28 protein-coding genes are annotated in these 24,041 nt (G+C 72.1%); 9 read left to right on the top strand and 19 right to left on the bottom strand.

Going from position 1 to position 24,041, the window contains the following annotated elements:
* Position 1 precedes the first annotated feature (1 nt).
* The gene (locus tag IH26_RS0108020; protein ID WP_030435482.1) at positions 2 to 1,897 is read left to right on the top strand and encodes a helix-turn-helix domain-containing protein; all 1,896 of its coding nucleotides are present in this window, start codon (positions 2 to 4) and stop codon (positions 1,895 to 1,897) included.
* Here IH26_RS0108020 and IH26_RS0108015 read toward each other — a convergent pair.
* Genes IH26_RS0108015 through IH26_RS0108005 form a run of 3 tightly spaced genes read right to left on the bottom strand, consistent with a single transcriptional unit; the run spans position 1,883 to position 3,552 of the window.
* The gene (locus IH26_RS0108015; protein WP_157437104.1) at positions 1,883 to 2,878 is read right to left on the bottom strand and encodes a hypothetical protein; all 996 of its coding nucleotides are present in this window, start codon (positions 2,876 to 2,878) and stop codon (positions 1,883 to 1,885) included. The genes IH26_RS0108020 and IH26_RS0108015 overlap by 15 nt on opposite strands.
* 5 nt (positions 2,879 to 2,883) lie before the next feature.
* Entirely contained in the window at positions 2,884 to 3,198 is a 315-nt protein-coding gene (locus IH26_RS0108010) for a PadR family transcriptional regulator (protein WP_030435480.1), read from the bottom strand.
* Between the two features lie 36 nt (positions 3,199 to 3,234).
* A complete protein-coding gene (locus IH26_RS0108005; protein WP_157437103.1) occupies positions 3,235 to 3,552 on the bottom strand; it encodes a hypothetical protein in 318 nt (105 codons plus the stop codon).
* 123 nt (positions 3,553 to 3,675) lie between these two features.
* Here IH26_RS0108005 and IH26_RS0108000 point away from each other — a divergent pair, with 123 nt between their 5' ends.
* The 4 genes from IH26_RS0108000 (at position 3,676) to IH26_RS0107985 (ending at position 5,881) form a co-directional block, all read left to right on the top strand.
* Positions 3,676 to 4,509 (top strand): alpha/beta fold hydrolase, encoded by an 834-nt coding sequence (locus IH26_RS0108000; RefSeq protein WP_030435478.1) that lies wholly within the window; start codon positions 3,676 to 3,678, stop codon positions 4,507 to 4,509.
* Between the two features lie 50 nt (positions 4,510 to 4,559).
* Positions 4,560 to 4,922, top strand: a complete 363-nt coding sequence (locus IH26_RS0107995; RefSeq protein ID WP_030435477.1) for a hypothetical protein — start codon at positions 4,560 to 4,562, stop codon at positions 4,920 to 4,922.
* A gap of 59 nt (positions 4,923 to 4,981) precedes the next feature.
* Complete coding sequence (locus IH26_RS0107990; RefSeq protein ID WP_030435476.1) at positions 4,982 to 5,272, top strand: YiaA/YiaB family inner membrane protein; 291 nt, start codon at positions 4,982 to 4,984, stop codon at positions 5,270 to 5,272.
* 138 nt (positions 5,273 to 5,410) lie between these two features.
* Positions 5,411 to 5,881 (top strand): GNAT family N-acetyltransferase, encoded by a 471-nt coding sequence (locus IH26_RS0107985; RefSeq protein WP_030435475.1) that lies wholly within the window; start codon positions 5,411 to 5,413, stop codon positions 5,879 to 5,881.
* A gap of 114 nt (positions 5,882 to 5,995) precedes the next feature.
* Here the strand turns inward: IH26_RS0107985 and IH26_RS0107980 are convergent, their stop codons facing one another.
* From IH26_RS0107980 to IH26_RS0107970, 3 genes are all read right to left on the bottom strand, one after another.
* Positions 5,996 to 6,436, bottom strand: a complete 441-nt coding sequence (locus tag IH26_RS0107980) for a MarR family winged helix-turn-helix transcriptional regulator (protein ID WP_030435474.1) — start codon at positions 6,434 to 6,436, stop codon at positions 5,996 to 5,998.
* Complete coding sequence (locus IH26_RS0107975; RefSeq protein WP_084598710.1) at positions 6,433 to 6,942, bottom strand: EVE domain-containing protein; 510 nt, start codon at positions 6,940 to 6,942, stop codon at positions 6,433 to 6,435. Before IH26_RS0107975 ends, IH26_RS0107980 begins: the two co-directional genes overlap by 4 nt.
* A 106-nt stretch (positions 6,943 to 7,048) precedes the next feature.
* Positions 7,049 to 8,158, bottom strand: coding sequence for a citrate synthase 2 (locus tag IH26_RS0107970; RefSeq protein WP_030435472.1), 1,110 nt, complete (start codon positions 8,156 to 8,158; stop codon positions 7,049 to 7,051).
* A 67-nt stretch (positions 8,159 to 8,225) separates the two neighbouring features.
* On the opposite strand from IH26_RS0107970, the gene IH26_RS0107965 reads away from it, so the two are divergent.
* Positions 8,226 to 9,470, top strand: coding sequence for a citrate synthase (locus tag IH26_RS0107965; protein WP_030435471.1), 1,245 nt, complete (start codon positions 8,226 to 8,228; stop codon positions 9,468 to 9,470).
* Positions 9,471 to 9,793: 323 nt separating this feature from the next.
* Here the strand turns inward: IH26_RS0107965 and IH26_RS0107960 are convergent, their stop codons facing one another.
* Positions 9,794 to 9,997 carry a hypothetical protein gene (locus IH26_RS0107960; RefSeq protein WP_030435470.1) on the bottom strand — a complete coding sequence of 68 codons (204 nt, stop codon included), beginning with the start codon at positions 9,995 to 9,997 and terminating at the stop codon, positions 9,794 to 9,796.
* 97 nt (positions 9,998 to 10,094) lie between these two features.
* Between IH26_RS0107960 and IH26_RS0107955 the strand changes: the two genes are divergently transcribed.
* The gene (locus tag IH26_RS0107955; protein ID WP_030435469.1) at positions 10,095 to 10,715 is read left to right on the top strand and encodes a class I SAM-dependent methyltransferase; all 621 of its coding nucleotides are present in this window, start codon (positions 10,095 to 10,097) and stop codon (positions 10,713 to 10,715) included.
* A 7-nt stretch (positions 10,716 to 10,722) separates the two neighbouring features.
* On the opposite strand, the gene IH26_RS0107950 is transcribed toward IH26_RS0107955, so the two are convergent.
* The 11 genes from IH26_RS0107950 to IH26_RS0107900 all read right to left on the bottom strand — a co-directional run bounded on the left by IH26_RS0107950 (position 10,723) and on the right by IH26_RS0107900 (position 20,097).
* Complete coding sequence (locus tag IH26_RS0107950) at positions 10,723 to 11,280, bottom strand: MerR family transcriptional regulator (RefSeq protein WP_030435468.1); 558 nt, start codon at positions 11,278 to 11,280, stop codon at positions 10,723 to 10,725.
* A gap of 116 nt (positions 11,281 to 11,396) precedes the next feature.
* Positions 11,397 to 11,861 carry a bifunctional nuclease family protein gene (locus tag IH26_RS0107945; protein WP_030435467.1) on the bottom strand — a complete coding sequence of 155 codons (465 nt, stop codon included), beginning with the start codon at positions 11,859 to 11,861 and terminating at the stop codon, positions 11,397 to 11,399.
* Between the two features lie 98 nt (positions 11,862 to 11,959).
* Positions 11,960 to 12,634 (bottom strand): transcriptional regulator FtsR, encoded by a 675-nt coding sequence (gene ftsR, locus IH26_RS0107940; protein WP_157437102.1) that lies wholly within the window; start codon positions 12,632 to 12,634, stop codon positions 11,960 to 11,962.
* Positions 12,635 to 12,705: 71 nt separating this feature from the next.
* Positions 12,706 to 13,149, bottom strand: coding sequence for an oxoglutarate dehydrogenase inhibitor Odhl (gene odhI / locus IH26_RS0107935; protein WP_020514443.1), 444 nt, complete (start codon positions 13,147 to 13,149; stop codon positions 12,706 to 12,708).
* Between the two features lie 205 nt (positions 13,150 to 13,354).
* Complete coding sequence (gcvH, locus tag IH26_RS0107930) at positions 13,355 to 13,735, bottom strand: glycine cleavage system protein GcvH (RefSeq protein WP_030435465.1); 381 nt, start codon at positions 13,733 to 13,735, stop codon at positions 13,355 to 13,357.
* Positions 13,736 to 13,783: 48 nt separating this feature from the next.
* The gene (locus IH26_RS0107925; protein WP_030435464.1) at positions 13,784 to 14,761 is read right to left on the bottom strand and encodes a DUF881 domain-containing protein; all 978 of its coding nucleotides are present in this window, start codon (positions 14,759 to 14,761) and stop codon (positions 13,784 to 13,786) included.
* A 2-nt stretch (positions 14,762 to 14,763) separates the two neighbouring features.
* Entirely contained in the window at positions 14,764 to 15,096 is a 333-nt protein-coding gene (locus tag IH26_RS0107920; RefSeq protein ID WP_030435463.1) for a small basic family protein, read from the bottom strand.
* A complete protein-coding gene (locus IH26_RS0107915; RefSeq protein ID WP_030435462.1) occupies positions 15,093 to 15,992 on the bottom strand; it encodes a DUF881 domain-containing protein in 900 nt (299 codons plus the stop codon). The genes IH26_RS0107920 and IH26_RS0107915 overlap by 4 nt, the downstream gene beginning before the upstream one ends.
* Positions 15,989 to 16,576, bottom strand: coding sequence for a cardiolipin synthase ClsA (gene clsA / locus IH26_RS0107910; RefSeq protein ID WP_030435461.1), 588 nt, complete (start codon positions 16,574 to 16,576; stop codon positions 15,989 to 15,991). The genes IH26_RS0107915 and clsA overlap by 4 nt, the downstream gene beginning before the upstream one ends.
* A 132-nt stretch (positions 16,577 to 16,708) precedes the next feature.
* Positions 16,709 to 18,667, bottom strand: coding sequence for a vWA domain-containing protein (locus IH26_RS0107905; RefSeq protein ID WP_030435460.1), 1,959 nt, complete (start codon positions 18,665 to 18,667; stop codon positions 16,709 to 16,711).
* A 5-nt stretch (positions 18,668 to 18,672) separates the two neighbouring features.
* Positions 18,673 to 20,097 (bottom strand): sigma 54-interacting transcriptional regulator, encoded by a 1,425-nt coding sequence (locus IH26_RS0107900; RefSeq protein ID WP_030435459.1) that lies wholly within the window; start codon positions 20,095 to 20,097, stop codon positions 18,673 to 18,675.
* Between the two features lie 254 nt (positions 20,098 to 20,351).
* On the opposite strand from IH26_RS0107900, the gene IH26_RS0107895 reads away from it, so the two are divergent.
* A complete protein-coding gene (locus tag IH26_RS0107895; protein WP_030435458.1) occupies positions 20,352 to 21,170 on the top strand; it encodes a PhzF family phenazine biosynthesis protein in 819 nt (272 codons plus the stop codon).
* Between the two features lie 53 nt (positions 21,171 to 21,223).
* Positions 21,224 to 22,858, top strand: coding sequence for an ABC-F family ATP-binding cassette domain-containing protein (locus IH26_RS0107890; protein WP_030435457.1), 1,635 nt, complete (start codon positions 21,224 to 21,226; stop codon positions 22,856 to 22,858).
* 195 nt (positions 22,859 to 23,053) lie between these two features.
* On the opposite strand, the gene IH26_RS0107885 is transcribed toward IH26_RS0107890, so the two are convergent.
* On the bottom strand, positions 23,054 to 24,013 hold the full coding sequence (locus IH26_RS0107885) for an NAD-dependent epimerase/dehydratase family protein (protein WP_030435456.1): 960 nt from the start codon (positions 24,011 to 24,013) through the stop codon (positions 23,054 to 23,056).
* Between the last annotated feature and the right edge of the window lie 28 nt (positions 24,014 to 24,041).

The following is a 24,041-nucleotide window of genomic DNA, read 5'->3' as shown; positions in this document are numbered from 1 at the left end:
CATGCTCGAGTTCCTGACGCTGCTCGCCCGGGAGGCCGCCCCGGTCGAGTTCGAGCGCCCGCTGCTCGCCGCCCGGCAGGCCGGCGCGCCCCCGGCCGAGCTGGCCTCGCTCGAAGAGATCAAAATCGCTGCCTTGCGCGTACGCGAACTGCTGGAGCGCCGGCGGCGCCGCGAGGAGGAGTTGTCCGCGCTCTACGACACCGCGGGCGACCTCGCCGGGCTGCGCGACCTCGACGCGGTGCTGCGGGCGATCGTGCACCGGGCGCGCACGCTGCTCGGCGCGGACGTCTCGTACCTGACGCTCGAGGATCCGGAGCGCGGCGACACGTACATGCGGATCACCGACGGCTCGGTGGCGGCCAGCTTCCAGACGTTGCGGCTGCCCGCGGGGGCCGGCCTGGGCGGATTGGTCGCCGTCTCCGGGACGCCGTATGTCACCGCGCACTACGGCAAGGACCCGCGCTTCCGGCACACGGCGGAGATCGATTCGGGTGTACGGGACGAGGGCCTGGTCGCGATCCTGGGAGTGCCGCTCCTCCTCGGACCGGCCGTGATCGGGGTCCTGTTCGCGGCGAACCGGACCGAGCGCCCGTTCGCCCGGGAGGAGGTCGCGCTGCTCGGGTCGCTCGCCGCGCACGCCGCGGTGGCGATCGACACGGCCCGGCTGCTGACCGAGACCCAGGCGGCGCTGGCCGAGCTGTCCGAGGCGAACGGGGTGATCCAGGCGCACAGCGCGTCGGTCGAGCGGGCCGCGGCGGCGCACGACCGGATGACCGCGCTGGTGCTGCGCGGCGGCGGCGTGGAGGACGTGGCGGCCGACCTGGTCGACGTGCTCGGCGGCGCGCTGATCGTGCTGGACGCCCAGGGCCGCACCCTGGCCACCGCCAAGTCCGCCTCCTGGCCCTCGTCCGGCGGCATGCCCACCCTGGAGACTGCCGAGGTGGCCTCGGCGGTCGCCGCGTCCCGGGCCGAGGGGCACAGCGTCGCGCGCGGCGACGCGTACGTGGCGGCGGTCGCGGCCGGCGCCGACAACCTGGGCGCCCTGGTGTTCCACCCGTCGCACCGGCTGGAGGGCGCCGACCAGCGGATTCTCGAGCGGGCCGCGCAGATCACCGCGTTGCTGCTGCTGTTTCGCCGGACGGTCGCCGAGGCCGAGGGGCAGGTCCGCGGCGAACTGCTCGACGACCTGATCTCGGTGCCGTTGCGCGACGAGGAGGGCCTGCGGTCGCGGGCCGAGCGGCTGGGCGTGTCGCTGGACGAGCCGCACGTGCTGGTGGCGGTGGCCGGCGAGCTGCGGCAGCGGGCGCTGTCCTGGGCGCGGACCTTCGCGGCGGCGCGCGGTGGCCTGGCGGCCGGGCGGGACGGGCGGATCGCGCTGCTGCTGCCGGGGTCGGATCCGGCCGGATGTGCCCGTACGGTCGCCAAGGAAATGGGCCGGACGCTGGGCCGGCCGGTCACCGCCGGGGCGGCCGGCCCGTCCGGGTCGCCGGCCGAGGTGGCGTCCGCGTTCCACGAGGCCGATTCGTGCGCGACGGCACTGATCGCCCTGGGCCGCACCGGCGACGGGGCCGGCCACACCGAGCTCGGCTACGTCGGCCTGCTGCTGGGCGACCGCCGCGACGTCCCGGCGTTCGTGCACGCCGCCGCCGGGCCGGTGATCGACTACGACGCGCGGCGGGGCACGGCGCTGCTCAGGACGCTGGAGGCCTACTTCGCCGCGGGCGGCAGCCTGTCCCGGGCGGCCGAGTCGCTGCACGTCCACGTCAACACGGTCACCCAGCGCCTCGACCGGATCTCGCACCTGCTCGGGGCCGATTGGCAGGCGCCGGGGCGCGCGCTCGACCTCCAGCTGGCCCTGCGCCTGCACCGGCTCCGCGGGCCGCTATCCGGTGACTGAGCGGGAGCTGCCGGCAACGGGCCGGCGGGTGGCAACGGCGGCGAGGCCGAGCACGGTCGCCGCCGCCCCGGCCAGGAAGAGGATCAGCACGTACGGGTCGACGATCTCGGTCCGGCTCTCGCTGATGTGCTGGCCGGGCAGGGCTGCGGGGGTGATGTCCGGGATGAGGCGGTCCGGACCCAGATGGGCGAGCAGTTCCACGCTGCCGAAGATCAACGCCATCGTGGCCGCCGTGGCGATCAGCCCGGCCAGCAGGCAGGCCTGGATGGTGCTGGACTCGCCGGCATTCGCCAGCACGGCGAGCACCGCGGCCACCGCGGTCGCCGCCAGCGCCCAGCCGACCGTGGCCGGGATCGGCGGGGCGAGAAGCACAACAAGCAGCCAGCCCGCGGTCGCGGCCAGCGCGCTACCGACGCCGGTGATCAGCACCCGGGCCGTCGCCGCCGACCGCCTGCCCGCCACCGAGACCACCCCGACCAGGAAACCCGCGCCGATCGTGGACAGTCCCAGAACGGCGGAGCCGGCATCGGCCGCCTCCAGGGTCGCCGGGTGGCTGTGGGCCAGGGCAACCGCGGCGACCGCGACCGCGATCAGGTAGCCGCCACCGCGCAGCAGCCACGCCGCGACCCCGTCATCGGTGGGCCCGAGCATGCCGGCCTTGCGCGCCGCCCAGCACACCACGGCGAGAAGCGACACGACCGTGGACAGCATCCAGGCCAGCGGTGGCTCGTTGACGGTCGCCGCCCACGCCACCAACGTCCCCGCCACGGCCAACACCGCCAATACGTGCAGGGCGCCGCGCAGCAGATGGAACTCGACCGCGGCGGCGCGCAGGCAACCCCAGGCGAAACCGCGCCGATCCGCGGGGTCCTCGATCGCGGCGAGCTCCGCCTGCATCGCCCGGCCCCAGTCCCGGCGCCCGGCCGGCAGGACCCGCACGGCGGCGCCCAGCAACCGGGCAGGCCCATCCCGTCCGACCATGGTCATCACACCTCCCGCAGCCGAGGACGAACGGCCGCACGGGCCGGCGCGGGCCCGGCCGCCACCTCGGCCGCCCAGCGCACACCATCCTCGGTCAACCGGTACAGATGCCGCGGCGGCCGACCGGGCGTCGGATCGTCCTCCCAGCTCGCCGCGAGCAGGCCCCGATCGCGCAGCCTGATCAGAATGGGATACAGCGAACCGGCCTTCAGGCCGACCTGCTGCCCGAGCTCATAGCCGTACCGCCAGACACCCGGCTCGGCGGCCAGCGCGTTGACGACCAACAGGGTCTGCGCCGACGGGCGCCTCGCTCGAACCATGCCGGAACTCTATATAGATAGAGAAAACCTCGGGCATCATCCGTTGAGACGGATCTCGTACGACCCGGCGAAGTAGTAGGTGCTGCCGTCGTAGCTGAGCTTCACCAGTTGCGCGCTGCCGCTGCCTTTCATGGTGACCACGAACAGGTGGTGTACGCCGTCGATGTCGACGATCGTCATGTCGTTGCCGTGCCCGAGCCAGGGGTTGGTCACGCCGCCGCTGGTGCCGTTGGTCATCAGCACCCGGTCGCCGGTGTCCTTGTTGACCCGGTAGATGACCGCGAGACCGTCGTCAGCGGTGCGGTTCTTGCATCCACACTCCGTCCTCGTCGGCCTCGGACTCGATACATCCAAGATCGTGGAAGGGACAGGCTAGCCCAGTCCGGCGCCTCCTGCGTCGAACCCACATGGTGCGGGACGGCCGGATGTGGGTCGGAGCCATGTGGCGGCGACCCACGAAGTGCCTACGCTGCTGGGATGGAGGAGATCGACGTCGCGGTGCGGGGCGGGTTGCTGCGCGTGGTGGCCTGGCCCGGTGACGGCCCGCTGGTCATCGCCGCTCATGGGATCACCGCGAACGCGCTCAGCTGGGCCGCTGTCGCCCGGGAACTGGCGGGACGCGTCCGGCTGATTGCCCCTGATCTGCGCGGAAGGGCCGGGAGCGCGAGTCTTCCCGGGCCCTACGGGATGGCCGCGCACGCGGCCGACCTGGTCGCGGTGGCCGATCACTTCGGGGCACGGAAGGTGGCGCTGGCCGGACACTCGATGGGTGGCTTCGCGGTCACCGAGACGGCCGCGCGCTATCCCACCCGGGTCTCGTCGGTGCTGCTCATCGACGGCGGCCTCCCGCTGCCCGTGCCGCCGGACATCGACGTGGACGCCGCCCTGCTGGCCACGATCGGCCCGGCCATGCGGCGTCTCTCCATGACTTTCCCCACATCTTCCGAATATTTAGCTTATTTCCGTGCGAATCCGGCGCTCGGCTCGTCATGGAATGACGATATTTCGGCCTACATCCTGCGCGACTACACCGGCGCCGGCTCGTCCTGCAATATCGACGCCATCCGAGCCGACGCCCGCGACATGCTCACCCACCCCGCGCCCGCCGAGTTCCCGCTCCTAGGAGCGCCCCGCGGCCTGCAGGACGAGCCCACCGGCATGTACCCGCTGCCCATACTGCAGGCCGCCGGCGCCGAAATGGTTCCCGACGTCAACCACTACACGATCCTGCTCGGCGCCGGCGCCGCCCACGTGGCGAAGCGCATCAGCGAAATGGCCGATCCCATTTCCACCCGCCGAGTACTGGAATAAATACGCATTTTGTGGTATTCTGTCGGCCTACCCGGTTTACCGTTTCCGCCATGGACGACTCCCGCGTACCGCAATTCTTCGAAGTCTTCGGCAAAGCCAAGGGCGACCCGGAACTCTTCGCCGACCCATTCCTCCTCGCCGATGCCACCGGCGCCCGCCCGATCACGCTCGACCGGTTCCTGCAGGCCCTCCCCCGCCGAGCAGCCCTTTTCGCGGCCGCCGGCCTGGGCCCCGCCGCCCGCACGGCACTGACCTGGGATCGCCTCGACGACCATTACCTGCTCGCCCGTACCGAATGGGCCTGCCCCCGCCTCGCCGGCGGCGACCCGAAACGCCTGTCCTCCTCGTTCCTGCTGCACGACGACGGCGACCGCCTGCGAATCGTGCTCTACCTCAACCACGAGGGCCTTTGAGGCGCCGTTGAGTATTCGCACTCATCCGCCACGGCCCGCCGCCGACGAGGATGACCGCCATGGACATCAGCACGCAGCCGAAGGTCACCAACGCTTTCTACGCCCAGGCGATAGCCTCGTTCAGCATCTCCCTCATCGCCGTCGCGATCGGCATCTACTACCTCCCGGTCGGCGGCTGGGTCCGCGCCTTCCTGGGATTGGGCCTGCTCTACGTCGTCACCTCGGCCTTCACCCTCGCCAAAACCGTCCGCGACGCCCAGGACTCGGGCACCGTGGTCCGCCGCGTCGACCAGGCCCGCATCGACAAACTCATCACCGAACACAACCCCTTCACCAATGCCGGGGTCTGACGCCGCCGGGTTCAATACAAAAGCCTTTACCGTACGAGCTGAGCCGAGTCCCCGCCGTGCCAGCCGAGCTGAGTGGGTGGTACGGCTCCGACCGCGGCCGCCGGGCTGTTCCCGGCCCAAGACCTGAGAGCCAGAACAATGACCGACGACGTACGCCTCAGGGAGGTCGAGGACAGCGACCTCGACGTGCTCTTCGACCACCAGACGGATCCGGAGGCGGCCGCGATGGCCGCCTTCCCCTCGCGCGACCGGGATCAGTTCGACGCGCATTGGGCGAAAATCCGGCTCGACGACGCGAACATCCTGCGGACGATCCTGGCCGACGGCGAAATCGCGGGCGTCCTCAGCAGCTGGCCGGACGACGGGCAGCGGCTGATCGGCTACTGGATCGGGCGCGAATATTGGGGCCGCGGCGTGGCGACCCGGGCGCTGTCGCAATTCGCGACCGAACTGCCGGAGCGGCCGCTGTACGCCCATGTCGCCGCCCATAACGCCGGTTCGATCCGCGTCCTGGAGAAATGCGGCTTCCGGCGCGACCGAACGCTGGAGGCCGCGGCGCCCGTGCCTTTGGACGGCGTCGAGGAGTTCATCTTCGTTCTGGCCGAATGAGCGGTACTCGCGCGATCAGGTGGAACACGTGCCAGTGCTTGCCCGTCGGCCCGACGGCGCCCCGCCGAACCGGAGCCCACGCCACGATCGGCAAGCCGGCCCTCCTGCCCCCATTCAGGATTGCCGCAAGATGCGCAACCCCGCGGTGAAGGCACCCAAGCCGTCGCCCAGGCCCGCGAAGAAGGCGGCGTCGCACGCCTCGACCGCCACCACCGCCCGGTTGGCGAGGTCGCGGCCGCCCTCGGTGACGGCCACCGCCCGGGCCCGCCCGTCGGTGGGATGCGCGGGCCGATGCACCAGACCCCGGCCCTCCAGCGTGCGCAGCACCTGCGAGGTCATCATCGGGTCGGTGGCGGCCATCCCGGCGAGGGTCTTCTGCGTGACCGGGCCGGACGCCTGCAGGTACGTGAGCCCCGCCAGCAGCACGAACTGCACATGCGTGAGGTCGAACGGCTTCAGGGCGGCCCGCTGTGCGACCTGCCACCGGTTGGTGACCTGCCACAACAGGAAGCCGGGACTCTCCTCCGCGCTCTCGAACCCGGAGGCCAGACTCACGCCGTCACCGGCTGCGCCCACGCGGCCGGCCCGCTTTCGCCGGGCGCGACTTCGGGCGGCGCCCCGGCCGCCACTCCAGGCGCCGCTCCGGCCGCCACTCCAGGCGCCCGCATCGCGGCGTGAATGCGCGCGAAGTCGTCGTCGGTGAGCCGGACGAGGCCGCGCCGCAGCGTGGCACCCCAGCCGGCCCGGTCCGTGAGGTCGAGACGCAACGACTTGATCGGCGTCTCGACCGCGCCGGGCAGGTAGTCGGCCCGGCGCCGCCACGGGTGGAAGTCGCCCTCGTGCGCCTGCCAGATCTCGTCGTCGGCGATCCGGCCGAGCGCGGTGAACGCCTGCAAGGGCGCACCGTCGCGCAGGCTCGTCCGCGGCGAGTAGTAGACGAGCCAGTCACCGGCCGCGAGCCGCGCGAGCCCGTCCCGCTTGCCGTGCCCGATCTGGGCGATCCCCAGCCTCGCGCCCCGCAGGACGTGATCGCGGCACACCACACCGAGCCACGCCCTCATGCCGGCACCCCATCCCCGCGTACGGGCACCTCGGTGTTGATCTCCCCAGCGGCGGTCCTCTTCATGTATTTAGTATGCGCGCTTAGTATCGGCCGGTCAACCCCGGTCACGCGTAACGCTTGAGCGCGGTCTCCCAGCCGGGCAGCGTCGACGCCGGACGGGCGTCCGGCCCCACGTAGTCGGCGGACGGGCGGATGAGCTTGCCGAGCCGCTTCTGCTCGAGGATGTGCGCGCTCCAACCGGCCGTGCGGGCGCAGGTGAACATGCCCGCCAGCATCTCCGGCGGGACCCGGGCGAAGTCGAGGACCACCGCGGCCCAGTACTCGACGTTGGTCTCCAGCACCCGGTCCGGCTTGCGCTCGCGCAGCTCGGCCAGCGCCGCCCGTTCCAGCTCGAGCGCCGCCTCGTACCGCGGAGCGCCCAGCTCGCGGGCCGCCTCGCGCAGGATCGTCGCCCGCGGGTCCTCGGCGCGATAGATCGCGTGCCCGAAACCCATCAGACGCTTTCCGGAATCCAAAATCCCCTTGACGTACGCCCGGGGCTCGGCCCCGCGTTCGACGTCGTCGATCATCCCGAGCGCGCGAGCCGGCGCGCCCCCGTGCAGCGGCCCGGAGAGCGCGGCCACCGCGGCGGACAGGCAGGTCGGCACGTCGGCACCGGTGCTGGCGACGACGCGGGCGGTGAAGGTGGACGCGTTCATGCCGTGCTCGGCCGCGCACACCCAATAGCGGTCGATGGCGGCCACATGCCGCGGGTCCGGCTCGCCCTGCCAGCGGATCATGAAGCGCTCGGTGGCGTTGCGGCCGGCGTCGACCAGCCGCTGTGGGACGGCCGGCATCCGCGGGCCGCGCGCCGACTGGGCCACGAAGGACAACATCATCACCGAGACGCGGGCCAGGTCCTCGCGGGCCTGCGCGGCGTCGATGTCGATCAGCGGGCGCAGCCCCCAGTGCGGCGCCAGCATCGACACGGCCGCCTGCACGTCGACGCGGACATCGCCGGAGTGCACCGGGATCGGGTACGGCTCGGCGGCCGGCAGGCCCTGCGCGAAGTCCCCGTCGGCGAGCAGCCCCCACACGTCGGCGAAGCTCACCCGCCCGGCCAGCTCGCGAAGGTCGACGCCGCGGTAGCGCAGCGACCCGCCGGCCCGGTCGGGTTCGGCGATCTCGGTGTCGAACGCGACGACACCGGCCAATCCAGGGTTGACAGTCAACATGCAATCAACATGTATCCCGTCAATGTTGACGTCAATATTGATCCAGTCAATATGAGACGATGTCCACATGACCCCGGAACCCCACCTGCTGACCACCGACCAGGTCGCCGCCCGCCTGGGCGTCAAACCCACGACGGTGTATGCCTACGTCAGCCGCGGCCTGCTCCCCGCCGTCCGCAACGCCCGGGGCAAGGGCAGCCTCTTCGCCAAGGCGGACATCGACGCCTTCGTCGCCGGTCGCCGGCGGACGACGACACCCGGCATCCAGACCGGCATCACGCTGATCAAGGACGGCGGCCTCTACTACCGGGGCGTGGACGCGATCGGCCTGGCCCGCCGCTCCACCTTCGAGGCGGTGGCGACCCTACTCTGGACCGGCACCCTCGAGCACGTCGATCTCGTCGACAAGCCCGTCCTGACGGCTCTGGTCGAGGCGATCATCGCGCCGCTGCCGGCCGACGTCCGCACCACCGACCGGCTGCGCGTGATCGTCGCGGCGGCCGCGGCGGACGACCCGCTGCGCTTCGACACCAGCGCGCCCGCCGTGATCGCCACCGGCCGCACGATGCTGGCGACCATGGTCGGCGCCCTGCCCCGCCGGGCCCGCTCACGCCACCAGTCGGCCGCGGCCGCGAGCGGGGCGGCTCCGTCCCGTCCCGACTCACCAGCGGCGGCCGGCGACGCGGTGAGCCCCCTGGCCGTGGCGCTGTGGACCCGGCTGACCGCCCGGCGGCCGACCGCCGACGACTGCCGCCTGCTCAACGCCGCCCTCATCCTGCTGGCCGATCACGACATCGCCGCCTCCACGCTGGCCGCCCGCATCGCCGCCTCGACCCGCGCCCACCCCTACGCCGTGGTCAGCGCCGGCCTGGCCGCGCTGGACGGCCCGTTCCACGGCGCGGCCAGCGTCCTCGCCTACTCGATGCTGCACGAGGCCATGACCAGCGGCGACCCGGTCGGCACGATCGCCGCCCGGCTCCGCAACGACGGGCACGTCCCCGGTTTCGGCCACGCCCTCTACCCCGACGCCGACCCGCGCGCCGCCGCCCTGCTGCCGATGCTCGGCGACGGCCCCGCCCTGGAAACGGCGCTGCGGGTGTCCGAGGCGGTCGAGGACCGCTCCGGTACCCGCCCCAACATCGACCTCGCGCTCGCCGCCCTGGCCCTGCACTACGACATGCCCGCGGACGCCGGCGAGGCCATCTTCGCGGTCGCCCGCACCGCCGGCTGGCTGGCCCACGCCCTGGAGGAGTACGCGAACCGTCCCAGCCGCTTCCGCCCCGTCGGCGTCTACTCGGGCCGCACACCCTGACCCGGCCCCATCCGCGCGGCCGCAGACCCCACCCCGCGCCCGCACCCCAGCAAGCGCGCCGCAGGCCAGCGGCGCACGCGGCGGCTCAGCACCCGCGCGCCGCACGCCATCGGGCGCACGCCGCAGCCCAGCACGCGCGCCGCAGGCCAGCGTCGCACGCCGCAGCCCAGCACACGCGCGCCGCAGGCCAGCGGCGCACGTGGCAGCTCAGCACACGCGCGCCGCAGGCCAGCACGCGCGCCGCAGGCCAGCGTCGCACGCGGCAGCCCAGCACACGTGCCGCCGCCCAGCAGGCGCGCGCCGCAGCCCGCCGGCCGCACGCACTAACCGAGGGGCCGATCCCCTGTGCCCACCACCCGGAACGGCACCGTCCGTTCGAGGACCCGGGGCTCCTCGGTCTCCCGCCCGCACAGCAGCACGACCGGCTGGCGCGGCAGCCCCGACGCCTGGTCCGGCATCCAGCCGATCACCAGCCAGGTCTGGTTCCCCGGCTCGGTGATGTAGATCGGATAGTTCTGCGGGATCACGAGCCCGACGCTACGCGTCCCGGCGCCGCGGGCGCGGCCCTTTGCCGTTTCGGCAACAATGCTAGGCGGAAAGTTCAAATAGCCGCATGCTGGGCGCATGAGTGACGAGCACGCATGGGACGCCCGCTACCAGGAGAGCCACCGCATCTGGAGCGGTAACCCGAACGTGGCCCTGGTGGCCGAGGTTGCCGGCCTGAAACCGGGCCGCGCGCTGGATCTGGGCTGCGGCGAGGGCGCCGACGCGGTGTGGCTGGCCCGCCAGGGCTGGCAGGTGACCGCCGCCGACATCTCCGGGGTCGCCCTCGAACGCGCCGCGGAGCATGCGGCCGAGGCGGGCGTGACGGTCGACTGGCAGCGCCACGACCTCGAGCAGACCTTCCCGGCCGGCGAGTTCGACCTGGTGTCCGCCCAGTTCCTGCACTTCTGGGAGGAGTTCGACCGGGAGAAGATCCTGCGCCGGGCGGCCGGCGCGGTGGCACCGGGCGGCATCCTGCTGATCGAGGGCCACATGGATCACGGCCCGTTCCGGCACCAGGGCCATGACCACGGACCGGAACAGATGCGTTTCCCCACCCCGGACGAGGTGATCAAAGGGCTGGCTCTGAGCGACGACTGGGAGACCCTGAAGGCCGAGGTTCACCCGCGCGAGCAGAAGGGCCCCGACGGGGCCGACCACACCCGTACCGACAGCACGGTGAAACTGCGCCGCAAGGCGTAAAGCGATCTCAGCCGGCCCGGCGGCGCGCCCGCCGGGCGGCAAGCTCGTCGCCCTCGGCCGGCGCATCCGGGGAGGGCGGCGACCCGACCGGCTGCGGCCCCGCCGCGGGCTCGGCCGGCAGGTGCGACAGCGACCCCTGGATCTCCTTGAACGCCCCGCCGATCGCGATGCCGAACACGCCCTGGCCGCCCTGGAGAAGATCGACGACCTCCTCCGGCGAGCGGCACTCGTAGACCGTGGTGCCGTCCGAGATCAGGGTGATGCCGGCCAGGTCCTCCACGCCGCGCGAGCGCAGCGTCTCGATCGCCCGGCGGATGTTCTGCAGCGAGACGCCCGCGTCGAGCAGCCTCTTCACGACCTTGAGAACGACCAGGTCGCGGAACGAGTACAGCCGTTGGGTGCCCGAGCCGGACGCGTCCCGGATGCTCGGGACGACCAGCGTCGTGCGTGCCCAGTAGTCGAGCTGGCGGTAGCTGATGCCGACCGCCTGGCAGGCCGTCACCCCGCGGTAACCGACCGAGCCGTCCTCGCCGACGAGTGGGCCCTCTACCGGCTGTTCGTGCACGCGACTACCTCCCCGCTGCGCGGTGCCGCTTCACCTGGACCTCACGAGCGTATATCTCAGCGAGGCTTTGAACAGTGAGGTAACGGGGCGACACGCCGCGTATGGAGGAAGAGGATCTAGCCCGCGAAATCTTCGGGACGGACCTGGTCGAGGAACTCGCGGAACTTCTCGACCTCGTCCTCCTGCTCGTCCGGGATGACGATGCCGGCCTCGGTCAGCACCTGGTCGGCGCAGCGGATCGGCGCGCCGACCCGCAGGGCCAGGGCGATCGAGTCGCTGGGCCGGGCCGAGACGCGCAGGTCCTCACCGATCAGCAGGTCGGCGTAGAAGACGTTGTCCTTGAGCTCGGTGATCTCCACGGCCCGCAGCGGCGCCTGCAGGGCCGCCAGGACGTCCCGCAGCAGGTCGTGGGTGAGCGGACGGGCGGGTTTCACACCCTGCTGCTCGTACGCGATCGCCGTCGCCTCCACGGCGCCGATCCAGATCGGCAGGTACCGATCACCGTCGACCTCCCGCAGCAGGACGATCGGCTGGTTGCTCGGCAGCTCCACCCGAACCCCGACCACGCTCAGCTCGCGCACCGCACGCCTCCGTGTCGTTGTCCATGCCGCTTCGCACGGCCCCCCTTAACCTGCACGGTACACGCCTCCCGTCCGGATCCCACGAGCGCCGATCCGCCTCAGCGGCCGAGCTCTCCGCGCAATCCGGCCCGGACCAGCGCGGCGTGCAATTTCTGCGAAAGCGCCTGCAGTTCCCGTGCCGTCTCGTTGGCGCGCGCCCGCGCCGCGGGGTCGCTCTGCCGCACCAGCGGCGCCAGCAGCTGGGTGAACAGGCCGACTTCCCGGTCGGCGGCGGCCCGGAACGCCCGCAGGTGCCGAACCTCGAGACCGTACCGGCCCAGCCCGGCCACCGCCTCGACGATGATCACGGCGTCCCCGTCGTACCAGCCCGGGGGTTTCGCGGTGATCAATCCGATCTGCTCGAGCTCGTCGAGCAGATCGCCCGAGACCCCCGTGCGTTCCATCACATCTTCCCGCGGGATGCGGGTGTCGGCCGGGTCCGCCGCCTTGTCGGTGTCGTCGCCGACCGCGACCAGCGAGGGCCGCACCGGCGTGACCGGCGCGGTGTCCAGACGGTCCAGCTGCTCGCGGATCACCCGCAGCGGCAGGTACTGATCGCGCTGCGCGGTCAGCACGAACCGCAGGCGGGCGACGTCGTTCCACGAGTACTTGCGGTACCCGGAGGCGGTGCGCTGGGGATCCACCAGCCCCTCCGCCTCCAGGAACCGCAGCTTGGAGATCGTCGTGTCGGGGAACTCGGTGCGCAGGTGGGCCAGCACCTCCCCGATGCTCATCAGCGCAGCCTCCCGGGCGGCCGCGGGGCGATGCCCCGGGTCGCGTGCGGCCGCCCCCGACTGGTTCACGCTCAGGCCTCGCCCTCCGGCCGGGGGCCGGCGATGAACACCAGGCGGAACTTGCCGATCTGCACCTCGTCCCCGTTGCTCAGGGTCGCCGCCTCGACCCGCTCGCGGTTCACGTACGTGCCGTTGAGCGAGCCGACGTCGCGCACGGTGAAGGTGCCACCGTCGCGGTGGAACTCGGCGTGCCGGCGGGACACCGTCACGTCGTCGAGGAAGATGTCGCTGTCGGGGTGCCGCCCACTGGTGGTGACGTCGTGGTCGAGCAGGAAGCGGGCCCCCGCGTTCGGACCGCGTCGCACGACCAGCAGTGCCATCCCGGGCGGGAGCGAGCCGGACATGCGGCTCGGCACCACGTCGGTGTCGGGACCCTCCAGCACCTCATCGAGCGCACCGAGGTTCAGCGTGGACGTGACGTCGAGCGGGGGGAACTCGTCGTCTGGGCGCGTCATCGGACCACCTCACGGATCAGTTGGTCGTCGCCAGGCGGCCCGGACGCACGACTATCGGTTTTCGAATTTCGGGTGCCACAAATGGTGTTTCCGCGTTGCCCCGCAACCCTAGTCAGGGCCAATATCGCGGGGCAACCGGACGCGCGGATTTGGGCCCAGCCTTTAGACCGGTCAAGGGTGGCGGCGGGGCGGTCGGACGGGGAAATCAGCTCTCGGTCAATGCCTGATATCCCGACGCGTCGAGAAGGTCGCCGATGGCGGCCGGATCGTCCGGCGCGATCTCCACGAGCCAGCCGGCCGCGTACGGCTCGGCATTGATCAGCTCGGGCTCGTCGTCCAGCGACGCGTTCTTGGCGACCACGGTGCCGGAGATCGGCGCGTAGATCTCCGAGACGCTCTTGGTCGACTCGATCTCGCCGAGCGAGTCGCCCGCCGAGACCGAAGTGCCCTCCTCGGGCAGTTGGACGAAGACGATGTCGCCGAGCGCATCCTGCGCGTAGTGGGTGATCCCCACGCGCACGGGCCCGCTGCCGTCACCGGACACCCACTCGTGTTCCGCCGTGTACCGCAGGTCCTCAGGAATCACGCAATCTCTCCCGTTCGCACCGGTTCTGCTCACGAAGCTTGGTTCTGCTCACGAAGCCGGCTTGGCGTACTGCAATGCCGTCGCCTGGTGCACCGCGGTCACCTCGACCTCGGCGCGTTGTTCCATCGTCACGCTACCGCCGCCGCTGTTCACCGACGCGACCACCCCACCGGGGATCTGCAGAGCCGTCTGCATGGTCTGCGGCGAGCCGATCACGATGAGCAGGTAGGGGCCGCTGAGCTTGGCCCCGTCGCAGACGATGCCACCACCCTCCGCGTCCACGAAGTAGCTGGACGCGACGATCCGGACGGTCTGCCCGTTGGCGCCGGCGATCTGCATCACCTCGCCGCCGGCCCCGCGCAGCTCCTGCACGGCGTTGAGGACCGCCGACGCCTTGATCTTCTCCATCGTGATCACCAGGCCCGGCCCGCGGCCCGGCAGGGTGCCGGCCAGCAGGCCCAGCTCGTCGGCGCGCTTCTCGGCCTCGGCCAGCGCCGCCTGCCGCCCGGCCACGCCCGAGGTGAGCTGCCGCTGGCTGGTCTCCAGGGCGCTGATCTCGCTCTGCAGGCGGCTGTCGCGCGCCTCCAGGTCGCTGAGGATCCGCACCAGGTCCTCCTGCCGGGCGGTGGCCAGGCCCTGGTCGCCGTCGTTGCTGCGCAGCTGCACGACCAGCGTGAAGCCGAAGAGCGCCAGCAGCACCCAGATCAGCGCGCCGGCCGAGGAGAGCCGTCGCCACGGCGCCGGCTTGGTGGGTGGTTCCTCCGCCTTTGCCGGTACGTCGTCGGCACCGGTCTCCGGAGTCACCCGATCGGGCACGGCGGGCCGGTCGAGGGGCAGGGTGGGGCCGTCCGGATCCTCGTCGGCCTCCGGGGTGGCCGGCGCGGGGGTCAACGCCGCACCGGGCGCGGGCCGCACATACTGCACCGCTTCCGGCGTGACTGCTTCCGGCGTACCGGAAACCGGGTCTTGTTCTTGATCTGGTCCCGGTGGACGGCGGCCGGCGGTGGGGAGGTCGGGTTCGGTCATGATCAGGCCCGGAAGAGGTGGCGGCGGATGGCGGCGACGTTGCCGAAGATCCGCACGCCGAGGACGACCACCACGCCGGTGGACAGCTGCCCGCCCACGCCCAGCTGGTCGCCGAGGTAGACGATCAGGGCCGCGACCAGCACGTTGGAAATGAACGAGACGACGAACTGCTTGTCGTCGAAGATGCCGTCGAGCTTGGCGCGGACCCCGCCGAACACCGCGTCGAGCGCCGCGATCACGGCGATCGGCAGGTACGGCTGCAGGCCGGCCGGCACGGTCGGATGGAACACGATGCCCAGGACGACACCGGCCGCGAGGGCGAGTACGGCGATCATCGGCCGCCTTCCGAGGGTGAGCTGCTTACCGAGCCAGAACTGCTGTTGGATGCGGCGGCCGACGGCGACGGGATCGGCGACGCCACCCGGAGCTTCAGCTCGGTCGCCGCCGGCAGCGTCACGCCGCGCACGTCCGAGGCGCCGAACGACATCCCGTACTTGGTCGCCAGTTCCTTGAAGAACTTGCCCGCGTAGCCGTCGCGGAAGTTCTTGGCCATGTCGTCCGGCCCGATCGCGATCACCTCGTACGGCGTGGTGACCGGCTGGAAGTCGACCAGGATCGCCTCGCCGGCCTGCCGGATCGTCGAGGTCGCGGTCAGCCGCTGCCCGTTGATCGTGATCGCCTCGGCGCCGAGCGACCAGAGCGCGTTGGTGGCCAGCTGCAGGTCGGTGTCCTTGACCCGGGCCACCGTGTTGCGCTCGCCGGTGACCGGGTTGATCGGGGTCGGGCCGTCACCGAGCCGGATCCGGGCGCCGTTCCCCTTGACCGGGGCGAGGCCGGTCGCCGCCTCCATGTCCCGCAGCTGGGCGACCGCGGCCCCGCCGAGCTCCCGTTCGCGCAGCTTCGCCACGTCGTCGCCGAGCTTGTCGGCCTGCGCCTGCAGCTGGGTGGTCTGGTCGCGGCGGCTCTGCACCTGCTGCAGCAGGGCGGCGCGGGCCTTCGTGCGGGCCGGCTCGTCGGCGATCGTCTGCTGGTACGCCACGACGAACAGGAAGCCGAGCGCGACCAGCGTGATCAGCGAGATCCCGCTGCCGATCCAGCGACGAGGGCCGGTCGGCTCCCCCTCGACGGCCTTGCGGGCGGCCGCGTCGGCGTAACCGGGGTCGAGGGGATTGCGGAACAACTCGGTGAGGAAGTCCGGGGCGAAGACCCGCTTGGGCTGCTCGTCCGTCATCCGGCTGCGGCTCTCAACAGCCGGCGGGTCTGGGTCAGGTACAGCACGGCCGCCGCCCAGTACAGCCCGAGCGCCCACCAGGCCAGCCCCCAGCCGATCGGGGCGAGCCAGGACGAGTCGATCGCCCGGGCCAGCAGGATCACAGGGAACGCGGCGAGCAGCACGAACGTGCCGGTCTTGCCGACGTAGTGCACCGGCGGCGGCCCGTAGCCGTGCCGGCGCAGCACCAGCAGGGCGATGCCGAGCACCACCTCGCGCAGCAGCAGGGCGCCGGTGAGCCACCACGGGACCACGCCGCGCACGGTGAACCCGATCAGCGTGGCCAGGATGTAGAGCCGGTCGGCGAACGGGTCGAGCAGCTCGCCGAGGCGGCTCACCGAGTTCATCCGGCGGGCCACGAAGCCGTCCACCCAGTCGGTGGTGCCGCCGATCGCCAGCACGACCACCGCGGCGACGTCCTTCTGCGGCCCGAGCAGCAGGTAGAGGAAGAGCGGCACGCCGAGCAGCCGGACGAAGCTGATCACATTGGGAATCGTCCAGATCCGGTTGGAGGCGACGACGGACGGCGCAGGCTGCTGCGACATCGCGACTTCCTCTCCCCCTCCGGCGGCCCGGTCCCCCCGGCCAGGCGTGACCGGTCACTCGCCGAGCCACTATAACCAGCCCCGGGGTTCGATCCGGTGACCAGTCGCCCGACGCACACCGTGTCCGCCGTCCTAGGATTGTCGGCGGCGGCCCCGGCGAGCGCGAACGTAGTCATCGACGACGTATCTGCCCAGCTCATCGGCGTCCGGGCGGAAGACCCGGCCGCCGTTGCGCTCGGCGACCGCGCCGACGAACCGCTGGAGTCCCGGGTCCTCGCCGAGCATGAAGAAGTTGAGCGTGGCGCCGTACCGGGTCAGGTGGTCGACCTCCCGGACGGTGGCGTTGATCGTCTCCGAGGTGGGCGGCCACCAGAAGTACGCCTCGCCGTCCTCCAGGTGCGCGGTCGGTTCGCCGTCGGTCACGATCATCACGACCGGCTCGGCGCCCGGGTGCCGGCGCAGGTGCCGGCCGGCCAGGTTGAGGGCGTGCTGCAGGTTGGTGCCCTTCTCGGCGGTCGGGTCGATCGCGGCGAGCTGCCCCTGCGACAGCGCCGACGCGTACTTGCCGAAGCCGATGATCTGCAGCGAGTCCTGCGGGAACTGGGTGGCGACCAGGTGCGACAGGGCCAGCGCGGTCTGCTTCATCGGGCCCCAGCGGCCGTCCGCGTACATCGAGTAGGACAGGTCGACGCAGAGCGCCACCGCCGCCGAGGCGCGCCGTTCGGTCTCGGCGACCTCGAAGTCCTCGGGCTCCAGGCGTACCGGAAGAGTCTTGGTGTTGCCGCCGGCCCGGCGCCGGACCGCGTTGCCGATCGTCCGCACCACGTCCAGCGGCTGCTCGTCGCCGAACTCCCAGCGCCGGGACGAGCCGATCAGGTCGCCGGCCGCGCCCGCGTCGCGCAGGTCGTGCTGGCCCTGGCGTTTGCTCTTCAGCTCGTCGAAGACCTGGGCCAGGGCGGTGCGGCCGAGCCGGCGCAGCGCCTTCGGCGAGAGGGTCAGGCCCTCCTCGTCCCGGGTCACCCAGCCCTGCCGGGACAGCTCCCGTTCGAGGTCGCGCAGCCGGCGCACGTCGTCGGCGGCGGACCGGCCGAGCTGCCGCTCCACCATCTCCACGTCGATGTCGTCGAGCGTCGCGCCCGGGTGCTCCTGGCCCAGCTGGTCGAGCAGCTCGTCCAGCTCGCCGATCTCGCCGAGCGCGGCGGTGGCGTCGCCGTAGCCGAGGTCCTCCGGCCCGCGCATCCGCTCGCCGCGCCCCCAGTTGAGCTGCGGGCGCAGGGCGCGCAGGTTGTCGGTCAGCTCGCCGAGCTGGCCGCGCAGCGGGCCGTCGCCGAGCGCCTGCTCCATCAGCCGGGACAGCTCCTCCTGCTGCTGCGGGGTGAGCGAGCGCATCAGCCGCTCGGCCGCCGCCGCCCGCCGCGCCAGGGAGTCGATCAGCTCCTCGATGTTCTGCGGGTTCTCCGGGAAGAACTCGCCGTGTTTCGCCATGAACCGCTGGAAGGCGTCGTCGGTGTCCTCGCCGCGCGCGTGCCTCTGCAGCAGCTGGTTGAGGTCGGCCACCATCTCCGACACGCCGGACATGTCGCCGTTTTCCAGGGCCTGCTTCATCCCCGCGAACCGCTGCTCGACCACCTCACGCCGCAGCCCGTCGAGGATCTGCTGGTAGAGGGCCCGCGCCTCGTCCGACGCCCAGTCGTAGTTCGACAGCTCCTCCACGGCCCGCGAGGTCGATCTGGGCAGATTGTCCAGCACGGCCTCCGCGAACCGGGCATCCGGGTCGTCGCGCCCGCGCAGCTCGTCCCGCTCGGTCGCCACCGCCTGATCGAGCAGCTGCTGCGCCCGGGTGACCGCGCCGTCCAGGTTTCCCCGGCGCAGAGCGTCCCGCCGCAGCCGGCGCGCCCGGGCCCGCATCTCGTCGAGCCCGCGCCCCTCCCGCGGCCCGCGTCGCAGCAGGTCACGCAGCACGTCCCGCAGCGAGTCGCCGGCGAGGACCCGCTCGCCCACCTCGTCGACCGCCGCGCGCACGTCATAGGGCGGCGCGAGCGGATCGGGCCCGTCCCGCCAGGCCCCGTACCGGAACCGATTGCCCGCCATGCCCCTCAGCTCCCGTACAGCGTGCGGCCGTCGTCGGTCAGCTCCTTGGCCAGCCGGCGGGTCAGGTGCAGCCCTTCGAGCACGAACTCGACCGCCGACGCCGCCTGCCCCGGCGACGGCGCGTCGCCCAGCCCGAGCCGGTCGAGCACCTTGGCCAGCCCCGGCACCGTGCCGATCTGCCCGAGCAGCTCCTCGGCCGAGACCAGCTCGCCGGTCTCGATGATCGCGCCCTCGGCCACCAGGTCGGTGAAGCCGGACAGGTCGAGCCCGCCCAGCCGGTCGCGGAACGTCTCGGCCGTGGCGACCCGCAGCAGGTGGGCGAGGACCTCGGTCTCCCGCCCCTCCTCGCCGCTCTCGAACTCGACCTTGCCGCGGAGCGTGGAGGTCACCGACACGGTGTCGCCGACCCGGGCCACCGCCTCCCGCTCGCCGCGCAGCCCCGCCCGGCGCAGCGCGGACGCCGCGATGGTCTCGGCCGCGGCGATCGCGAACCGCGCCGAGATGCCCGACCGCGCATCCACCGCCGGCGACTCGCGGACCGCCCGCGTGTACCGCGCGATCACGTCGATCAGATGGTCGGGCACCGCCGCGACCAGCACCGCCTCCTGCCGGACCAGCGCCGTCTCCAGCTCCAGGTCGACCGGGTAGTGGGTGCGGATCTCGGCGCCGAACCGGTCCTTGAGCGGCGTGATGATCCGCCCCCGGTTCGTGTAATCCTCCGGGTTGGCCGACGCGACCAGCAACAGGTCGAGCGGGAGCCGCAGCTGGTAGCCGCGCACCTGGATGTCGCGCTCCTCCAGCACGTTGAGCAGCGACACCTGGATCCGCTCGGCCAGGTCGGGCAGCTCGTTCACCGCGAAGATGCCCCTGTTCGTCCGCGGCACCAGTCCGAAGTGGATCGTCTCGGGGTCGCCCAGCGCCCGCCCCTCGGCCACCTTGATCGGGTCGACGTCACCGATCAGGTCGCCGACGCTCGTGTCCGGGGTGGCCAGCTTCTCCCCATACCGCTCCGACCGGTGCAACCAGGAGATCGGCAAGAGATCGCCCGCCTCCGCCACCAGCCGTCGCGACGCCGGGGTCAGCGGCAGATAGGGATGCTCATGCAGCTCGGAGCCGGTGATGAACGGAGTCCACTCGTCGAGCAGCCCGATCAGCCCCCGGATCAGCCGCGTCTTGCCCTGCCCACGCTCCCCCAGCAGCACCATGTCGTGCCCCGCGAGCAGCGCCCGCTCCACCTCGGGCAACACGGTGTCGTCATACCCCACGATGCCCGGGAACCGCGGCGCGCCCCGGCGCAGCCGATCGAACAGGTTGTCGCGCAACTCCTCTTTGACCGTGCGGAACTCATGCCCGGCGGCCCGCAGCTCACCGAGCGTGCGCGGAAGACCGGCGGGCGGCGTGGGCGGGATCGCGATCGGTGCGTCTGTCACGGAAAAGAAGTTACTCCCCCGGTCCGACAAGAAAGTGTGATCAGGACGGCGCGGATTTCGGGAATAGGAAAGGCCAAAACCAGCGCTTTTCCTACGCACCCGGAGGGTAATTCCGCCTCGGCCGTACGAGGCGAGCCCGGCACCGCCTCTTTGCGGCCGTTCCCGCCGTTCCGCGCGACCCAGGCGTCCGGTCGCGCGCGTGCCGCGACTCTCGCGTGTGGCGGTGGTCCGGGTCCGGGGTGCAGGCTTGCCGCATGACGGAGATTCTGCGTTGGGCGGCCTTCAGCGACGACCCCAAAGGCGGCAACCCCGCCGGGGTGGTGCTCGACGCCGCCGGCCTGGACGACGCGGGTATGCAGGCCATCGCCGCCGAGGTCGGCTACTCGGAGACCGCGTTCGTCAGGTCCCGGGAGGGCGACCACTACCGGGTCCGCTACTTCAGCCCCTTGGCCGAGGTCCCCTTCTGCGGACACGCCACGATCGCCACCGCGGTGGCCCTCGGCCCCGGCGACCACGTCTTCGCCACCAACGCCGGCGACGTCCCGGTCACCGTCGACGAGACCGGAACCGCCACCCTGACCAGCGTCGACCCGTCGGTGGACGACCTGCCCGACGCCGACCTGACCGCCCTGCTCACCGCCCTGCGCTGGACCCCCTTCGACCTGGACGAGTCACTGCCACCAAAGGTCGCCTACGCCGGCGCGTACCACCCGATTCTCGCCGTGGGAAGCCGCCGCCGGCTGGCCGACCTCGACTACGACGTGCCCGCCCTGAAGGCCCTGATGGAGGCGCGCGGCTGGACGACGGTGCAACTGGTCTTCCGGGCCTCCGACGACACGTTCGACGTCCGCGACCCGTTCCCGGTCGGCGGCGTCCACGAGGACCCGGCCACCGGTGCGGCCGCCGCGGCGTTCGGCGGCTACCTGCGCGAACTGTGGATCGTCCCCGACGACGCGACCCTGTATCTGCGCCAGGGCGACGATCTGGGCCGCCCCAGCCGCCTCACCGTCCGGCTCACCCCGGGCGAGGCAGGCGTCCGGGTCAGCGGCCGGGCCGTCCCGATCGAGGCCTGACCGGCGGCTCCCCCGCGTCGCCCGACCGGCGGCTCCCTAGGATGGGGGCCGAGATGAGCGGGACGATGATTGGCCGCGGGCTGGCGGCGGGCCACGGGGAACGGGTTCTGTTCTCGGGGCTCGACCTGGTGGTGGCGCCGGGCGACGTGATCGGGCTGGTGGGGGCCAACGGGGCGGGGAAGACCACGCTCCTGCGTACCCTCGCGGGTCTGGTGCCCCTGGAGAGCGGAACCGTCACGCTCAGCCCGCCCACCGCAAGCGTCGGCTATCTGCCGCAGGAGCGGGAGCGGCGCGCGGGCGAGACGGTGCGTGACTTCCTCGCCCGGCGCACGGGGGTCGGGCCCGCGCAGGCGGCGATGGAGGCGGCCGCGAGCGACCTGGCCGAGGGGAAGCCGGGCGCGGACGACGCGTATGCCGCCGCACTGGAACGGTGGCTGGATCTGGGCGGGGCCGATCTGGACGAGCGCGCCGAGCAGGTCGCCGCCGAGCTCGGGCTGACCGTGGCGCTCGACCACGCGATGACCGGGCTCTCCGGTGGGCAGGCCGCCCGGGCCGGCATGGCGTCGCTGCTGCTCAGCCGGTACGACATTGTTCTGCTGGACGAGCCGACCAACGACCTCGACCTGGACGGGCTGCGGCGCCTCGAGGAGTTCGTCCTCCGGCTGCGGGCGGGGACGGTGCTGGTCAGTCACGACCGGGAGTTCCTCACCCGTACGGTCGGCAAGGTCTTGGAACTTGATCTGGCGCAGCAGCAAGTGAACCTGTACGGCGGCGGGTACGCCGCGTATCTCGAGGAGCGCGAGCGCGGCCGCCGGCACGCCCGGGAGCAGTTCGAGGAGTACGCCGACAAGAAGTCCGAGCTGCTCGAGCGGGCCCGCACGCAGCGCGCCTGGATGGAGAAGGGCGTGCGCAACGCGCGCCGGAAGCAGCCGGACAACGACAAGGTCGGGAAGGCGTTCCGGACCGAGTCGACCGAGAAGCAGGCGGCCAAGGCGCGGCAGACCGAGCGGCTGATCGAGCGCCTGGAGGTGGTCGAGGAGCCGCGCAAGGAATGGGAGCTGCGGATGGAGATCGCCGCGGCGCCCCGGGCCGGTGCGGTGGTGGCGACGCTGCGGGAGGCGGTGGTGCGGCGCGGGGACTTCACGCTCGGGCCGGTCACGCTGCAGATCGACTGGGCGGACCGGGTGGCGATCACCGGGGCGAACGGCTCCGGGAAATCCACGCTCCTGGCCGCTATTTTGGGACAAATCCCGTTGAATGGCGGCAGCGTCGCCCTCGGGCCCGGCGTCGTGGTCGGCGAGATCGATCAGGCGCGCGAGTTGTTCCTCGGCGAGCAACCCCTGATGACGGCCTTCGGCAGCGCCGTGCCCGAAATGCCCGACGCGGAGGTGCGCACACTGCTCGCCAAATTCGGCCTGAAGGCGGCTCACGTCCTGCGCCCCGCCGCGACCCTCTCCCCGGGCGAGCGCACCCGGGCCGCCCTCGCCCTGCTCCAGGCCCGGGGCGTGAACCTGCTGGTGCTGGACGAGCCGACCAACCACCTCGACCTGCCGGCGATCGAGCAGCTGGAGTCGGCCCTGGACAGCTACCCCGGCACGCTCCTGCTGGTCACGCACGACCGAAAGATGCTCGGCGCCGTGCACACCACCCGCCACCTCGAAGTGGCCCACGGCCGGGTGACCGGCTGACCTGGCGGGCCGCCATGCACGCCCCCGGCGTCGTGCGTCGTGGCGGCGGCCCGCGTCAGCCCATCCCGGCGTCACTCCGCGTCGGAAGCCGCGAACCAAATCTGATTCCACACCTGCGCCGTAGCGAGGGCGCGCGGCGCCGCGACGGCGAGGGCGGCCGCCGCGGTGACCCGCAGGGAGCGATCCGGGGCGAGGCTACCCAGCCTGATCGTCGATAACGGTCTTGATGATGTCGTCCAGACGGTACTGCGGCCGGTAGCCGATCAGCCGTCCCGCGAGCGTCAGGTCCGGCATCCGGCGCCGCATGTCCTCGAAGCCCGGTCCGTAGGCCTCCCGGTAGGGCACGAGCCGGATGCCTGCGGCGGAGCCGGTCAGCTCGCGGATCCGCTCGGCGAGCCCGAGGATCGAAGTCTCCTGCTGGCCACCGAGGTTGACCGCCGTGCCGTAGGCCTCCGGGGTGTCCAGCAGCGCCGTCATCGCCGGGACCACGTCGTGCACCGAACCGAAGCAGCGGCGCTGGGTGCCGTCGCCGTGCACGGTGATCGGGTCTCCGGCCAGCGCCTGCGCGACGAACCGGGGGACGACCATGCCGTACCGGCCGGTCTGCCGCGGACCGACCACGTTGAAGAGACGCAGGACGACGCAGGGGACGCCGGTCGCCCGGCTGTGCTCGGCCGCGATGAGCTCGTCCAGGCCCTTGGCCGCGGCGTAGGACCACCGGCTCTTCAGCGGGGAGCCGAGGATCCGGTCCGCGTTCTCGTCGAGGCGGCCCACGTCGTTCTTGCCGTAGACCTCACTGGTCGAGGCGATCGCGTACCGGGCGCCGTGCCGGACCGCCGCCTGAACCACGTTCTCGGTCCCGTGCAGGTTGATCCGCAACGACCGCAACGGGTGGTCGACGATGTTGTGCACCCCGACCGCGGCGGCGAGGTGGAACACCCGGTCGACGCCGCGGGTGCACTCGTCGACCGCCTCGGGGTCGAGGATCGAGCCGGGCACGAACCGGACCGCCCCGGACGGCAGGAGATGCCGGATGTTCGCCAGGGCACCGGTCGAGAGGTCGTCGAGGATCACCAGCTCGTGGCCGAGTCCGGCCAGATGGTCGCAGAGGTGCGAACCGATGAAGCCCGCGCCTCCGGTTACCAGGATCTTCATCGGGGTGAACGCCTTTCGGGGGTGCATT

Origin of the sequence: Actinoplanes subtropicus, from assembly GCF_000721705.1 — a bacterium.
Classification (GTDB): domain Bacteria; phylum Actinomycetota; class Actinomycetes; order Mycobacteriales; family Micromonosporaceae; genus Actinoplanes; species Actinoplanes subtropicus.
Note: the sequence above shows the minus strand (reverse complement) of the source record. Positions and strands in the feature narration are given on the sequence as shown.

What these genes read in the sequence shown, in the direction of transcription:
- IH26_RS0108020 (WP_030435482.1), top strand. Translation starts at nt 2, where the DNA reads ATGCTCGAGTTCCTGACGCTGCTCGCCCGGGAGGCCGCCCCGGTCGAG.
- IH26_RS0108015 (WP_157437104.1), bottom strand. Translation starts at nt 2,878, where the DNA reads ATGGTCGGACGGGATGGGCCTGCCCGGTTGCTGGGCGCCGCCGTGCGG.
- IH26_RS0108010 (WP_030435480.1), bottom strand. Translation starts at nt 3,198, where the DNA reads ATGGTTCGAGCGAGGCGCCCGTCGGCGCAGACCCTGTTGGTCGTCAAC.
- IH26_RS0108000 (WP_030435478.1), top strand. Translation starts at nt 3,676, where the DNA reads ATGGAGGAGATCGACGTCGCGGTGCGGGGCGGGTTGCTGCGCGTGGTG.
- IH26_RS0107995 (WP_030435477.1), top strand. Translation starts at nt 4,560, where the DNA reads ATGGACGACTCCCGCGTACCGCAATTCTTCGAAGTCTTCGGCAAAGCC.
- IH26_RS0107990 (WP_030435476.1), top strand. Translation starts at nt 4,982, where the DNA reads ATGGACATCAGCACGCAGCCGAAGGTCACCAACGCTTTCTACGCCCAG.
- IH26_RS0107985 (WP_030435475.1), top strand. Translation starts at nt 5,411, where the DNA reads ATGACCGACGACGTACGCCTCAGGGAGGTCGAGGACAGCGACCTCGAC.
- IH26_RS0107975 (WP_084598710.1), bottom strand. Translation starts at nt 6,942, where the DNA reads ATGAGGGCGTGGCTCGGTGTGGTGTGCCGCGATCACGTCCTGCGGGGC.
- IH26_RS0107970 (WP_030435472.1), bottom strand. Translation starts at nt 8,158, where the DNA reads ATGTTGACTGTCAACCCTGGATTGGCCGGTGTCGTCGCGTTCGACACC.
- IH26_RS0107965 (WP_030435471.1), top strand. Translation starts at nt 8,226, where the DNA reads ATGACCCCGGAACCCCACCTGCTGACCACCGACCAGGTCGCCGCCCGC.
- IH26_RS0107955 (WP_030435469.1), top strand. Translation starts at nt 10,095, where the DNA reads ATGAGTGACGAGCACGCATGGGACGCCCGCTACCAGGAGAGCCACCGC.
- ftsR (WP_157437102.1), bottom strand. Translation starts at nt 12,634, where the DNA reads ATGAGCATCGGGGAGGTGCTGGCCCACCTGCGCACCGAGTTCCCCGAC.
- odhI (WP_020514443.1), bottom strand. Translation starts at nt 13,149, where the DNA reads ATGACGCGCCCAGACGACGAGTTCCCCCCGCTCGACGTCACGTCCACG.
- IH26_RS0107925 (WP_030435464.1), bottom strand. Translation starts at nt 14,761, where the DNA reads ATGACCGAACCCGACCTCCCCACCGCCGGCCGCCGTCCACCGGGACCA.
- IH26_RS0107920 (WP_030435463.1), bottom strand. Translation starts at nt 15,096, where the DNA reads ATGATCGCCGTACTCGCCCTCGCGGCCGGTGTCGTCCTGGGCATCGTG.
- IH26_RS0107915 (WP_030435462.1), bottom strand. Translation starts at nt 15,992, where the DNA reads ATGACGGACGAGCAGCCCAAGCGGGTCTTCGCCCCGGACTTCCTCACC.
- clsA (WP_030435461.1), bottom strand. Translation starts at nt 16,576, where the DNA reads ATGTCGCAGCAGCCTGCGCCGTCCGTCGTCGCCTCCAACCGGATCTGG.
- IH26_RS0107905 (WP_030435460.1), bottom strand. Translation starts at nt 18,667, where the DNA reads ATGGCGGGCAATCGGTTCCGGTACGGGGCCTGGCGGGACGGGCCCGAT.
- IH26_RS0107895 (WP_030435458.1), top strand. Translation starts at nt 20,352, where the DNA reads ATGACGGAGATTCTGCGTTGGGCGGCCTTCAGCGACGACCCCAAAGGC.
- IH26_RS0107890 (WP_030435457.1), top strand. Translation starts at nt 21,224, where the DNA reads ATGAGCGGGACGATGATTGGCCGCGGGCTGGCGGCGGGCCACGGGGAA.
- IH26_RS0107885 (WP_030435456.1), bottom strand. Translation starts at nt 24,013, where the DNA reads ATGAAGATCCTGGTAACCGGAGGCGCGGGCTTCATCGGTTCGCACCTC.